The following is a 13,192-nucleotide window of genomic DNA, read 5'->3' as shown; positions in this document are numbered from 1 at the left end:
TCCATGGGGGCCAGGACCAGGCTGGCGATGACCGGAATCAAGACACGGCCCCATCAACCTGGGCTATCACAAAACAAACCATCTGCACTCCCTCGCGCTGTGTATTCAGGCGAGGGACTTTGCAGAGGTTTTCAGGGCGGGGGAGTAGAGCTTATCCGGCGCTTATGTGGGAGGTTTCGACAACCTTTGTCTTCTCCCGTCCCAGCACCAGACTGCACAGCGCCGGCAGGAACAATAGCGTCAACACCGTGCCCACCAACACGCCGCCAATCAGCACGAACGCGAGCGACGACCAGAACACCGACAACGTCAACGGGATAAACGCCAACGCCGCCGCCAGTGCGGTCAAGATCACCGGGCGTGCACGCCGGACCGTGGCTTCAATGATGGCCTCGCGGATCGCCATGCCGTGGTCCTGGTTCTGGCGGATCTGGTCGGTGAAGATCAGCGTGTTGCGCATCAGGATCCCGCCGATGCCGATCAATCCCAGGATTGCGTTGAACCCGAACGGCTGGTTGAACAGCAGCAAGGTCGGCACCGCGCCGATCAAGCCCAGTGGCGCGGTGGCGAAGACCATGAACATCACACCGAAGGAGCGCACCTGGAACATGATCACCGTGAGGGTCAGCAGGATCATGATCGGGAACAGCGCCGCCAGGGCCACGTTGGCCTTGGCGCTTTCTTCCACCGGGCCGCCGATGTCGATCTGGTAGCCGGTGGGCAGTGTGGCGATCAGGGGTTGCAGGTCTTTGTACACGGCCATTTCCACGTCGGGCGGTTGCACGCCGTCGATGATATCGGCGCGTACTTCCACGGTGCTCGCGCGGTTGCGGCGCTTGAGGATCGGTTCCTCCATTACCGCCTGGAAATGCCCGACCTGAGCCAGCGGTACGGAAGTGCCGGCGCTGTTGGTCAGGGTCATGTTATTGAGGTTGCCGAGGTTCTCGCGCTGGCTGCCCTGGGCACGGGCGACCACGGAGACGGTGCGGTTGCCTTCGCGCACTTCGGTGATGGGGTTGCCGCTGAGCAAGGCGTTGAGCTGGGACTTGACCTCGTCGGGCGTGAACCCGAGCAGACGCAGGCGGTCCTGATCCAGCACCAGGCGATAGCCGCTGGTGCGCTCGCCCCAGTCGAGGAAGGCATCCTTGGTCAGTGTGTTGGCGGTGACCACTTTGCGCACCTCTTCGGACAGGCCGCGCAACACCTCCACATTCGGGCCGGATACACGGAATACCACCGGGAACGGCACCGGCGGACCGAACAGCAATTGCGTCACACGCACCCGTGCCGCCGGAAACTCACCGGCAGCGATGCGCTCGCGCATGCGCAGCTTAAGGGCGTCGCGGGCGTGGGAATCCGGGGTTTGCACGATCAGTTTGGCAAACGCCGGGTCCGGCAACTCAGGGTTCAGCGACAGGAAAAAGCGCGGAGCGCCGCCGCCCACATAGGTATCGACCATCGAGGTTTGCGGCTCCTGCAGCAGGGCTTTCTCCAACTGCGCAGCCACCGCTTCGGTACTTTTGAAGGCGCTGCCGGGTGGCATGTACACCTCAAGGATCAGTTCGGAACGGTCGGAGTTGGGGAAAAACTGCTTTTTCACCACGCCCATGCCCAGCCCGCACAGCACAAAGGCCGCCACCACCAGGCCGGTCACCAGCCAGCGTTGGCGCACGCAGGCTTCTACCAGGCTGCGCAGTTTGCGGTAGTAGCGCCCGGCGTAGATCGCGTCGTGGCCGCCGGGCACCGGTTTGATCTGCGGCAGCAGCTTCACGCCCAAATACGGCGTGAAGACCACAGCCACCAGCCAGGATGAGATCAGTGCAAAGCCGACGATCCAGAAGATATTCCCGGCATATTCCCCGGCGCCCGACCGCGCAAAACCCACCGGCAGAAAGCCGATGATCGTCACCAGCGTACCGGTCAGCATCGGCGCGGCGGTGGAGCTCCAGGCGAAGGTGGCGGCGTGAATCCGGTCGAAGCCTTCTTCGAGTTTCACCACCATCATCTCGATGGCGATGATCGCGTCGTCCACCAGCAAACCCAGAGAAATGATCAGCGCGCCAAGGGTGATGCGGTCGAACTCGCGGCCGGTCATTAGCATGATCACAAACACGATGGACAAGGTCAGCGGCACCGCAGCCGCCACCACCAGCCCCACACGAAAGCCCAGGGCCAACAGGCTGATGAGCATCACCACCGCCAGGGCGACGAAGAATTTGAGCATGAATTCATTCACCGCCAGGCTGATGTTCTTGGCCTGGTCGGAAACCTTGGCGAAGTTCACGCCCAGGGGCAGGTCTGCCTGGATCCTGGCTTCCTCGGCCTTGAGGCTTTTGTCCAACTCCAGGCCGTTCCAGTGCTTCTCCATGATCACGCCGAGCATCAGCGCCGGGTCGCCCTGATGGCGGATGCGGTAGCTCGGCGGGTCTTCATACCCACGGCTGACGCTGGCCACGTCGGCGATGCGCAGCACACGGCCGTTGACGACCAGCGGCACGTTTTCAATCAGCGCCAGGCTATCGAAGGCGCCGTCGATACGGATATACGCACGGGCGCCAGTGGTTTCCACAAAGCCCGACGGCGCCACCGCGTTTTGCGCGGCAAGGGCGGCGAAGATCTGGTCGGGCTTGATGCCCAGGGTTGCCAGGCGCTCATAGGAAAACTCGACGAAGATACGCTGCGCCTGTTCACCGAGAATATTGACCTTCTTCACCCCCGGCAGGTTGAGCAGGCCCTGGCGCAAGTCCTCGGCCATTTGCACTTGTTGGCGATGGGGCAGGTGTTCGGCTTCCAGGGCATACAGCGCGAAGTACACGTCCGAATATTCATCGTTGAAGAACGGCCCGATCACGCCCCTGGGCAGTCGCGCCGCTTCATCACTGAGCTTTTTGCGGGTCTGGTAGAACAGGTCCTGGATCTCGCCGGGGCGCGTGGACTCCTTGAAGGTCATGCGCATCGACACAAAACCCGGCTGGGCGATGGTCTCGACACGGTCGTAGTAGTCCAGTTCCTGCAGGCGTTTTTCCAGGCGGTCGGCCACCTGTTCCTGCATTTCCTGTGCGGTAGCGCCGGGCCAGGCGGCGGTGACGGTCATCACCTTGACGGTGAAAGACGGGTCTTCGGCGCGCCCCAGTTTGCCGAACGCGAAAATTCCGGCGGCGATGATCGCAATGATCAAAAACAAGGTGACCGCACGGTGCTTGACCGCCAGTTCAGAGAGGTTGATGTCGCGCATGATCATTGGTCCTGTTTGCGGTTGAGGGCCAGCGCCTGGGCGGGCAGCAGGCGCACCGCATCGCCGTTGTGCAGCAAGTGCGCGCCGAGGGCGACCACGGTCGCGCCGGGGCTCACGCCGCTGTCGAGCAGGGCGTCTTCCTGACCGAGGCTGGCGACCTTGACCGGTGCGAAGCTGACTTTATTGTCGGCACCGATCAGCCAGACACCGGTGCCTTGCCCCGCGTCATGCAAGGCCCCGATGGGCACGCTGGTCTGTTGGGCCTGGCCGTCGCCCTGCAGGCGTACGGTGATGGTTGAGCCGAGGGCAAAACGCGCGACGTCGCCGTGCAACACATAGCGCGCGCGGTAAGTGCGGGTGATCGGGTCGGCACTGGCGGACAACTCGCGCAGGGTCGCGCTGACCGCTTGATCGACGGCGCCGAAGGGCAACGCCAGGGCTTTTTGCGAGGCGCGGTCGCGTTGATTTTCCGGGAGGTTGACGATGGCTTCGCGGGCACCGTCATGGGCCAGCCGCGCGACGATTTGCCCTTCGGCGACCACTTGGCCGCGATCCACCCGCACATCGGTGATGATGCCGTCGCCATCGGCCTTGAGCACTGAGTAAGTGCGGCGGTTTTCGATCTGGCTGGCGTCCGATTGCGCCGCGGCCAGTTCTGCTTCGGCGACGCGCAGGTTGGTGGCTGACTGATCGAAGATCTGCCGTGATACCGCGCCGGTACTGGCCAGGCGCTGGTAGCGGTTTTCATCGTCGCGGCGTTGACGCAGTTGGGCCTGGGCGGCGTTGACGCGGTTCCTGGCCGAGCGCAGGGCCAGTTCGAAGTCGCCGATGTCCAGCACCAGCAGGGTGTCGCCCCGGGACACATGTTGGCCGGGATCGACCTTGCGTTCGATGACCTTACCGCTCACGCGGAAACCCAGGTCGCTTTCCGTACGGGCCGCAACCACCCCGGTATAGGCGCTTTGCTGGCTACCGGCCGCTTGGACATGGGCGGCAAGTACCGGGCGCGGCTGCGACGCTTGGGCGGCGGTATCGGCCTTGCTGTTACAGCCGCTGAGAATGGTCAGTAAGGCCAGGGGCGTGAGAAGACGCAGAGGAAGAGGGGGCATGGCGGACTCCGGGGTAACCATTGGGCAAAAAATTATGGACATAATTTTTTACGCATATTATGGTCGAAATATAAATTAATCCAGCCCCGGATGATCCCCATGTCGAACGCCCCGGCGCCCTCGCGAAACCTGCTGTTTTTGTTGGTGGCCCTGACGGCGCTCGGTGAAGTCTCGACCCAATTGATCATCCCCGGTCTTGGCGCCATCGAGCAGGCGCTGGTGGCGCCGCCGGGTTCGGCGCTGCTGGCGTTGTCGGCGTTTGTCGCGGCCTTTGGCCTGGGTCAGTTGTTGTTCGGGCCGCTGTCGGACCGCATCGGTCGCCGTCCGGTATTGCTCGGCGGGTTGGCGCTGTATGTGTTGGCAAGCCTGTCGATGCTGTTGGTCAACGATATTCACCAGTTTATTGCGGCCCGCGTGTTGCAAGGCCTGGGCGCCTGTGCGGCGCTGGTGTTGGCGCGCACGGTGGTGCGCGATGTGTGGAAGGCCGAAGCGGGACCTGCATTGGCGTTGACCATGATCGGCATGCTGTATGCCATCGTCGTCGCGCCAATGGTCGGCGGCCTGTTGATCAAGCTGGTGGGATGGCGCGCGCCGATCATGCTTGGGCTGGCGATCGGCAGCGCGGTGTTGCTGCTGGCGCTGTTGTTTTTTCGAGAAAGCAATCACTACCTGGACCCCAAGGCCGGCCACTGGCGCACCCTGGGCGGGCAGTATCTGGATGTGCTCAAGGGCCGCCCATACCGGGCGTTCGCTGTAGCCCTGGCGTGCACCTACGGCGCGATGTTTGCGGTGATCGCCGGGTCATCGGCGGTGTTTATCAACCTGTTGGGCTTCAACAGCCTGGAATACGGCATCAACTTTGGCTTGATCGTGTCGATGCTGATCGTGGGGTCCACCTACACGCGGCGCAACATCATGCGCCTGGGGCCGCAGCGGATTGTGGCAATGGGCGTGACATTGGTAGCGCTGGGGGGCGTATCGGCGGCGCTGATCTACGGGGTGTTCGGCCTGTCGGTGCTGGGGCTGGATATCCCGATTGCCGTGGCCACGCTCGGCGGTGGGTTGGTGTTGCCCGGTTCAGTGACCGGTGCGGTCATGCCCAACGCGCACCGCGCCGGCTTGGCGGCGGGCTTGATGGGCTTTGCGCAGATGTTCGGCGCCACCTGCAGCGGGCTGTTGTTGAGCCAACTGCGCGACGGCAGTGCCACGCCGATGATCATGATCCAGGCAGGATTTGCGGTGATGGCCTTCGTTGCGTTCCAGTTGTTGCGTGAACGGCGCGGGGCGCTGGCCTCAGTGGCCTGATAAACGGGCAGTTCGTTCCATGAATGGGACAGTCAAGGCTGTTTGTGCCGTCTAGCGCCAAATTGGTGTCAGCTATAAGGTGTATGCACTTTGGAGGACTACCATGAAAAAACTCATCGGCATCTACACCAGCCCCCGCGCTCATTGGGTAGGCGACGGCTTTCCGGTGCGCACGCTGTTTTCCTACGACAACCTGGGCAAGCACATCAGCCCCTTCTTGCTGCTGGACCACGCCGGTCCGGCCAATTTCACTCCGACCGACCAACGCCGCGGCGTCGGCCAGCACCCCCATCGCGGGTTTGAAACCGTGACCATCGTCTACGACGGTGAAGTCGAGCACCGCGATTCCACCGGCGCCGGCGGCACGATCGGCCCTGGCGATGTGCAATGGATGACGGCCGCCAAAGGCATTCTCCACGAAGAATTCCACTCCGCAGCTTTCGCCCGTAAAGGCGGCGCGCTGGAGATGGTGCAACTGTGGGTCAATCTGCCGGCCAAGGACAAAATGGCCGAGGCCGGCTACCAGACGATTGTCGACGCTGATATTCCTGTGCTGGCGCTGGCCAATGGCGCCGGGAACCTGCGCTTGATCGCCGGGGAATTCGCCGGGGTCACAGGACCTGCGCGCACCTTCACACCAATCGACGTGTGGGACGTGCGCCTCAACGCAGGCAAACCCATCACGCTGGACCTGCACGCCGGGCGTAACACTGCCCTGGTGATCCTGCGCGGTACCGTGCTGGTCAACAGCGAAGAAGTGGCACGCCAAGGGCAACTGGCATTGTTCGAGCGTGATGGCGCGCAACTGGTGCTGGAGTCCAATGATGAGGCCATGGTGCTGCTGCTCAGCGGCGAGCCGATTGAGGAACCTATCGTCGGGCATGGGCCGTTCGTGATGAATACCGAACAGGAAATTCACCAGGCGTTTGCGGATTTCCAGTCGGGGCGGTTTGGTCGAATGCAGGCCTGAAGAGTCACCGCAAAAACCTGTGGGAGCTGGCAGGCCAGCTCCCACATTTTGTTTCCAGCCTTCTCAATTTCATGCGATCTTCACGCGATTCGCCCTGGAGTCGCCTGGATGCCCTCATTTATCTTCGACCACCCGATGCTCTGCGCCCTGGCGCTGGTCCTCATCGACATCGCTGTGTGGCGCCTCATTTCCCCCACGCTCGCCAACTGGAAACTCGCCGCACGCCTGGTGATCTTTGCGGTGTTCAGCGCCGTGCTGTTCAACGACGGCATGAACCCCATGCTGGTGCCGCCCTATGCCGACAGCACAGCCCTGCACATGGCGGCCACCGCGCTGCAGATCGGTTGGTGGCTGTTTGCGGCGCGCACGCTCACGGTGTTGCTCGGCGCACTGATGGTGCAGCGAGTGGGGCATACCGGGCGGCTGTTGCAGGACCTGATCGGCGCGGTGATTTTCCTGATCGCGATCATCGCCGCGCTGGCCTACGTGCTCGACCTGCCGGTCAAGGGCGTGCTTGCCACGTCCGGCGCGGTGGCGATCATCGTCGGCCTGGCGTTGCAAAGCACCCTGAGCGACGTGTTTTCCGGGATCGTGCTCAACACCACCAAGCCTTACCAGCTCGATGACTGGATTTCCATCGACGGCACCGAAGGACGGGTCACGGATATCGACTGGCGCGCCACGCGGCTGCAGACCTCCCAGGGCAGCATGGCGGTGATCCCCAATTCCCTGGCGGCCAAGGCCAAGATCATCAACTTTTCGCGCCCGGCGGATATGTTCGGCCTGTCGGTGAGCCTGCAGGTCAGCCCCCATGCGCGCCCGCAAACCGTGATCGAAGCGCTGGAGCGCGCCATGCAGGGATGCCGGCCGTTATTGGCCAAACCGGCACCGAGCGTGGCATTCAAGACATCAGCCAGTGGCGGCGTGGAATATGAAATCAGTGGGTTCGTGCCCGCCATGCCGCTCAAGCGCGAAGTGCGCAACCAGCTGTATGACCTGGCCTTCCGGCATCTGCAAGCGGCGGGCGTGAGCCTGTTGTCGGCGGTCGAAAGCGCCACGCCCGTAGCGACTTCACGGGCACGGGCGCTGCTGGACAGCTCGTCGATCTTCTCCACCCTGCGCCAGGAAGAGAAGGAAACCTTCAGCCAGAACATGACCCTGCACTCCTACCGTGCCGGCGAGATGATCCTGCCGGCGGGCGAGGTCAGCGATCACTTGTTTATCGTTGAGTCCGGTGTGGTCTCGGTGATGCTGATCAAGGGCGGGCACGCGTTCGAAGCCGGGCGCATGGGGCCGGGCGAGGTGATCGGCGAGGCGGGGATTCTGACGGAGCAGGCGACCCTGGCGGACTTTACCGCCAAGACGTTCTGCACGCTGTACCGCATTGAGAAGGAATACCTGACACCGTGCCTGGACGCGCGTAAGGACATCGGCGATGCGATGAAAAACTTGCTGGATTTCCGCCTGCACGCCGCGCAGGCCCTGACCCAGGAGGCGCCGGTCGCGCCGGTCAAGAAAGGCTTCTTGCAGTGGTTGCGCAAGCGCGGTCTCTGAGCGCTGAGCGTTTGATCATGCTAGCGTTTCGAACTTCTCTGTGTGTTCGAGGGTTCAGCATTGATCCGACTCACCGACTACATCGCCAGTATCGACCAATCCCCCTTGCGCCCTTGGGCCGACCTGGCGCCCTGGGCGCTGGTCACGCAGGCGCCTGCCATCGTTCGCCAATTGCTGACCGAACTGCCGGCCGACGAGTACGTCATCCATGATGAAATCGCCATCCACCACAGCGCCATGGTCGAGGCGGGGGCCTTGCTCAAGCCGCCCCTGATCATCGGCGCCCAGTGTTTTATTGCCAGCGGTGCACTGTTGCGCGGCGGTTGCTGGGTGGATACGCAGTGCATTATCGGTCCGGGCGCCGAGTTGAAAACTACCTTTATGTTCAGTAGCAGCAAACTGGCGCACTTTAATTTTGTCGGCGATTCAGTGCTCGGCCATGGCATCAACCTGGAGGCCGGCAGCATCGTTGCCAACTACCGTAACGAGCGTGTAGACAAGGAGGTGCTGGTGCGGGTGGGCGGGCAGCTGCAACGCACCGGGTGCGACAAGTTCGGCGCGTTACTCGGCGATCAGTGCCGGATTGGCGCCAATGCGGTGCTCGCGCCCGGAGCGGTGTTGGCTCCGGCCAGTGTCGTGGGACGCGGGCAGGTGTTTGACGCTGAGACCTCCTGATAAACGCCGCGTTGAAAAGAGCATGGTGCAACGGCACGATATTAAATAGAATGAATCTCATTTGAGACTCACTCGCGCCGCGCAGGTTGCTTGCCATGAATGATGCTGTTGCTCCGACGCAGGCTGCTGAACTGACGCTGTCGAGCCTGTACCGTGACCACCGCAGTTGGCTCGAAAGCTGGCTGCGCCGGCGCCTGGGCAACGCCTGGGATGCGGCGGACCTGAGCCAGGACACGTTCCTGCGTGTTTTGGCGAGTGCCCAGCCGGTCGCGCAAATGCAGGAGCCGCGTGCTTACCTCGTGACGGTGGGCAAGCGCTTGCTGGTCAATTTTCATCAGCGGCGCAGCCTGGAACAGGCTTACCTGAACGCCTTGACCCACTTGCCCGAAGCCTGTGTGCCGTCACCCGAACAACGTTGGCTGGTGCTGGAAACCCTGCAAGCGCTGGATGAATTGCTCGATGGCTTGCCGGTGTTGGTGCGACGTGCGTTTTTGTGGAGCCAGTTGGAAGGCCTGGGGTATCGCGAGATCGCCGAACGCCTTGATGTGTCCGAGCGCACGGTCAAGCGCTACATGGCCCAGGCCTATGAGCATTGCCTGCTGGTGGACCTGTGAACCGCGACGTGGCACGCGCCGCCGCGCAATGGCTGGCGCTGCTGGAGTCCGGCACTGCTACCGAGCGTGATCATGCGGCGTTGCAGCACTGGCGCGACAGCCATCCCCTGCATGAGCACACTTGGCAACGCGCTCAATCCCTGCGCCAGCGTTTCAGCGAGTTACCCCAGGCTTTGGCGATGGCCAGCCTCGACCGCCCGCAACCGGGGCGACGGGCCGTGCTCAAGCGAGCGTTGGGGGGTTGCCGCCTTGCTGCCGACGGCCTGGTTGATCAGCCGCCAATTGCCCATCGACACCTGGCGCGCTGACCTGCACACCGCCACCGGTGAACGCAAACGCTTGCCACTGACCGACGGCGCCAGCCTGCAACTCAATACCGCCACGCAGTCGACGTGGACGTGGCGCAGCGGCGTATCACCCTGGTCGACGGCGAACTGGCGCTGAATGTCGCCGGCGCGGCGGCGATGACACTGCACACCCGCTATGGCCAGTTGCAGGTCAGCCAGGCCGAGGTGTGCGTGCGCCAACTGGCGGCGGGCTGTCTGGTGTCGGTGCTCAAGGGGGCGGTGCAGGTACAGGATTTGAGTGGAAACAGCTCGACCTTGCAGGGTAGCCAGCAAGCGCCGCTCAAGGCCAGCGGACTCGGTGCCTGGGTGCCGTTCGATGTGCTGCAACTGGATTGGCGTGACGGAGTGCTGACTGCGCAGAACCAAGCGCTGGGAGATTTTCTGCGCGAGCTTGCGCGCTATCGGCCCGGCGTGTTGCGCTGGGAGCCTGGTCTGGAAACCTTGCGGGTGACCGGCAGTTTTCGCCTGGATGACACCGACCGTGTTCTTGAGTTGTTGGCCTCGACACTGGGCTTGGAAGTGCGGGCACGCACGCGGTATTGGGTGAGCTTGCGCAAGAAACTGGCTTGATCTAGATCACATGCGCACGCTGCAGCTCGGTCAACGCCAACGCCTTGAGCCGGGCCAGCAGCGGGTCGCGCCGATCCCGTGGGTGCGGCAAATCCACCGCCAGCGTCTGGCGAATGCTGCTCGGCCGGTTGTCCATCACCAGCACCCGGTCGCTCAGGTACAGCGCTTCATCCACGTCATGGGTCACCAGCAGCAATGCGATGGCATGGTGCTCGGCCAGTTGCAGCAGCAAGTCCTGTAGCTTCATGCGCGTAAACGCGTCCACCGCGCTGAACGGTTCATCCAGCAGCAGCACCTGGGGACGTGAGTACAGGCCGCGTGCGATGGCCACCCGTTGCGCCATGCCGCCGGACAACGCCTTAGGCAGCGCCTGGGCAAAGCCTTTGAGGCCGACTTCCTCGATCAATTGCCTGACCCAGGCCTTGTCGTAATGGCTGTCATCGCTCAAACCGATGTTCTGTTCTACCGTGAGCCAGGGCATCAGCCGGGGTTCCTGAAACACAAAGGCCACTTCGCCATCGGGGCTGCGCAACTCGCCCTGAAACTCGGTTTCCAGGCCGGCGACGATGCGCAGCAAGGTGCTCTTGCCGCAGCCGCTGGGGCCCAGCAGGCTCACGGCTTCGCGCGGTTGCAAGGCCAGGCGCACATCCTTGAGCACGGTGGTGTCGGCGAAGCTTTTACGCGTCACATGGATGTCCAGTAAAGGCTGCATACTCATTGCTCCTGCCCAGTGAAGGTGTCACGCCAGGCCAGGCAGCGCTTCTCCAGCGCCGCCAGCAAGCCATCGGTGACCTTGCCCAACAACGCCAACACGATGATCGCCGCCAGCACGATGTCCGGCCGTGAAGTTTCGCGCCCGTCGCTGAGCAGGTAACCCAAGCCCTTGGTGGCCGCGATCAACTCGGCCGCCACCAGAAACATCCACGCCAGGCTCAAGCCACTGCGCAGCCCGGTGAACAGGCCGGGCAGGGCGGCGGGCAACAGGATGCGTCGCACCAGGCGCCGACGGCTGAAACCATACATTTGCCCGACCTCCACCAGTTTGCGGTCGATATCGCGAATCGCCGCAACGCCATTGAGGTAGACCGGGAAAAACGCGCCAATGGCGATCAGCACGATCTTTGAGGTTTCATCGATACCCAGCCACAGCAGCAACAGCGGCACCCAGGCCAGGCTCGGAATCGAGCGCAAGCCGGCGAAGGTTGGCTCCAGGTAGGCCTCGGCCTCGCGGCTCAACCCCACCCACGCGGCAAATACCAACGCCAGGCTGGCGCCGATGGCAAAGCCCAGCAGTACCCGTCCCAGACTGGCGCTGATGTGTTTCCACAGTGCGCCTTCGGCCAGTTCGCTCAGGGTGACGGCAATCTCGCTGGGCGCCGGCATCTGGTAGGAGGGCAGCCAACCCACGCGCACCACGACTTCCAGCACCAGCAGGATCAGAGCCGGCAGCACCAGCCCTTTGAGGCGCCTGGGCCAGGCGCTGCGGTGCGGCGCAGTCGGTGTGACAAGGGGCAGTGCTTGGACTTTGCTGCTCATCAGGTTCCCCTTACGGCTTGGCCAGGGTTTGGCCGAACGAGGTGTCGATCAACTGCTCGATCACCTGGTCGACATTCACTCCGCGACGTACCAATTCTTCGGACACCAGGATCGGTGCGGCCGCCTTCGACGCTTGCACATCCCTGGCGCTCAATAGCGGGGTGCTCAGGTCGGTGCGCGACAGTTGCAGCTTGGCCACTTCCAATGGCAGGCCGACTCGTCGGCCAACAACCTGGCGAGCTCATCCGGGTGCTTCACCGCCCAGTCCCGGGCTTTTTCATAAGCGCTCAGCACTTTGGCGATGGTCTGCGGATGCGCCTTGGCGAATTGTTCGGTGACGCTGACCACGCCGTAACTGTTGAAGTCTTTGTTGCGGTACAGCAGGCGCGAGCCGGCCTGGATTTCACTGGCGGCCATGTGCGGGTCGAGGCCGGCCCAGGCGTCCACGTCGCCTTTCTCCAGCGCGGTGCGGCCATCCGGGTGTTGCAGGTGCACCAACTCCACGTCGTCCTTTTTCAGCCCGGCCTGTTGCAGGCTGCGCAGGGTGAACATGTACGGGTCGGTGCCTTTGGTGGCGGCGATTTTTTTGCCCTTCAGGTCCGTGACGCTGTTGAGCGGCGAATCCTTGCGCACCACCAGGGCGGTCCATTCTGCGCGGCTGTAGACGTACACCGATTTGATCGGGCTGCCATTGGCCCGACTGAGCACCGCGGACAAACTGGCCGATGAAGCAAAGTCCACGCCGCCGCTGTTGAGGTATTCCAGGGAGCGGTTGCTACCCTGGCTCAGCACCCAGCCGACCTTGGTGCCTGGCAGCGTTTGCTCCAGCCAGCCGAAGTGTTTGAGCACCAGGCTCACGGGCGAGTAATAGGCGTAATCCAGATTGACTTCAGCAGGATCGGTGTCGGTGGCATGAGCCAAGGGTTGCAAGCTCAAAGCAAGGGCGCAGGCACCCAGCAGACGACGGATGAGGGGGGTCATGGAACAGCTCCGGGCAAGGCGGTGAGAGAAGGCTTTTTCTTATATTCAGAAAACTGAATTGGCATGCTCCATCATGCCTCATCGGAATATGCAGTCTCTGTGCCACATGCTGCGATTTCTCTTGGCGACGTAGTAGCTGTCGTACACAAGCACATGCCCACGTACGGGCACGTTGAAGAATCGAACACTGTGTTGATCGGCTGTTGCCGCAGCAACACTGATATATCCAAATAGAATAAATAAAGAGTTATATATTCCTTTTAATATCTACATCGATAGCGCATTTTGAGCACCTG

Annotated in this window: 9 protein-coding genes and 2 pseudogenes; 6 read left to right on the top strand and 5 right to left on the bottom strand. The window is 62.6% G+C overall.

Annotation, left to right across the window (positions count from 1 at the left end):
- Positions 1-151 precede the first annotated feature (151 nt).
- Entirely contained in the window at positions 152-3,235 is a 3,084-nt protein-coding gene (locus JWR98_RS15370; protein ID WP_078743613.1) for an efflux RND transporter permease subunit, read from the bottom strand.
- 2 nt (positions 3,236-3,237) lie between these two features.
- The gene (locus JWR98_RS15365) at positions 3,238-4,344 is read right to left on the bottom strand and encodes an efflux RND transporter periplasmic adaptor subunit (protein WP_078733112.1); all 1,107 of its coding nucleotides are present in this window, start codon (positions 4,342-4,344) and stop codon (positions 3,238-3,240) included.
- Positions 4,345-4,443: 99 nt separating this feature from the next.
- Between JWR98_RS15365 and JWR98_RS15360 the strand changes: the two genes are divergently transcribed.
- The 6 genes and pseudogenes from JWR98_RS15360 to JWR98_RS15335 all read left to right on the top strand — a co-directional run bounded on the left by JWR98_RS15360 (position 4,444) and on the right by JWR98_RS15335 (position 10,379).
- Positions 4,444-5,649 (top strand): multidrug effflux MFS transporter, encoded by a 1,206-nt coding sequence (locus JWR98_RS15360; protein WP_078733113.1) that lies wholly within the window; start codon positions 4,444-4,446, stop codon positions 5,647-5,649.
- 103 nt (positions 5,650-5,752) lie between these two features.
- A complete protein-coding gene (locus tag JWR98_RS15355; RefSeq protein WP_078733114.1) occupies positions 5,753-6,619 on the top strand; it encodes a pirin family protein in 867 nt (288 codons plus the stop codon).
- Between the two features lie 108 nt (positions 6,620-6,727).
- The gene (locus tag JWR98_RS15350) at positions 6,728-8,173 is read left to right on the top strand and encodes a mechanosensitive ion channel family protein (protein ID WP_078733115.1); all 1,446 of its coding nucleotides are present in this window, start codon (positions 6,728-6,730) and stop codon (positions 8,171-8,173) included.
- Between the two features lie 60 nt (positions 8,174-8,233).
- Positions 8,234-8,848: an LbetaH domain-containing protein gene (locus JWR98_RS15345; protein WP_078733116.1), complete on the top strand. Its 615-nt coding sequence runs from the start codon at positions 8,234-8,236 to the stop codon at positions 8,846-8,848.
- Positions 8,849-8,943: 95 nt separating this feature from the next.
- Entirely contained in the window at positions 8,944-9,462 is a 519-nt protein-coding gene (locus JWR98_RS15340) for a sigma-70 family RNA polymerase sigma factor (RefSeq protein ID WP_078733117.1), read from the top strand.
- Positions 9,459-10,379 (top strand): annotated as a pseudogene (locus JWR98_RS15335) (FecR domain-containing protein). The gene JWR98_RS15340 and the pseudogene JWR98_RS15335 overlap by 4 nt, the downstream one beginning before the upstream one ends.
- 1 nt (position 10,380) lies before the next feature.
- Here JWR98_RS15335 and JWR98_RS15330 read toward each other — a convergent pair.
- From JWR98_RS15330 to JWR98_RS15320, 3 genes and pseudogenes are all read right to left on the bottom strand, one after another.
- Entirely contained in the window at positions 10,381-11,097 is a 717-nt protein-coding gene (locus JWR98_RS15330; RefSeq protein ID WP_078733119.1) for an ABC transporter ATP-binding protein, read from the bottom strand.
- Positions 11,094-11,915 (bottom strand): ABC transporter permease, encoded by an 822-nt coding sequence (locus tag JWR98_RS15325; protein WP_078733120.1) that lies wholly within the window; start codon positions 11,913-11,915, stop codon positions 11,094-11,096. The genes JWR98_RS15330 and JWR98_RS15325 overlap by 4 nt, the downstream gene beginning before the upstream one ends.
- Positions 11,916-11,925: 10 nt before the next feature.
- Positions 11,926-12,896, bottom strand: a pseudogene (locus tag JWR98_RS15320) (aliphatic sulfonate ABC transporter substrate-binding protein).
- Between the last annotated feature and the right edge of the window lie 296 nt (positions 12,897-13,192).

This window comes from Pseudomonas lactucae, assembly GCF_016937615.1.
GTDB lineage: Bacteria > Pseudomonadota > Gammaproteobacteria > Pseudomonadales > Pseudomonadaceae > Aquipseudomonas > Aquipseudomonas lactucae.
This window is presented reverse-complemented; position numbering and strand designations above follow the sequence as displayed.

Bases quoted from the DNA above. Each gene is read 5' to 3' on its own strand.
- JWR98_RS15325 (WP_078733120.1), bottom strand. From the start codon at position 11,915: ATGAGCAGCAAAGTCCAAGCACTGCCCCTTGTCACACCGACTGCGCCG.
- JWR98_RS15330 (WP_078733119.1), bottom strand. From the start codon at position 11,097: ATGAGTATGCAGCCTTTACTGGACATCCATGTGACGCGTAAAAGCTTC.
- JWR98_RS15355 (WP_078733114.1), top strand. From the start codon at position 5,753: ATGAAAAAACTCATCGGCATCTACACCAGCCCCCGCGCTCATTGGGTA.
- JWR98_RS15370 (WP_078743613.1), bottom strand. From the start codon at position 3,235: ATGCGCGACATCAACCTCTCTGAACTGGCGGTCAAGCACCGTGCGGTC.
- JWR98_RS15365 (WP_078733112.1), bottom strand. From the start codon at position 4,344: ATGCCCCCTCTTCCTCTGCGTCTTCTCACGCCCCTGGCCTTACTGACC.
- JWR98_RS15360 (WP_078733113.1), top strand. From the start codon at position 4,444: ATGTCGAACGCCCCGGCGCCCTCGCGAAACCTGCTGTTTTTGTTGGTG.
- JWR98_RS15340 (WP_078733117.1), top strand. From the start codon at position 8,944: ATGAATGATGCTGTTGCTCCGACGCAGGCTGCTGAACTGACGCTGTCG.
- JWR98_RS15350 (WP_078733115.1), top strand. From the start codon at position 6,728: ATGCCCTCATTTATCTTCGACCACCCGATGCTCTGCGCCCTGGCGCTG.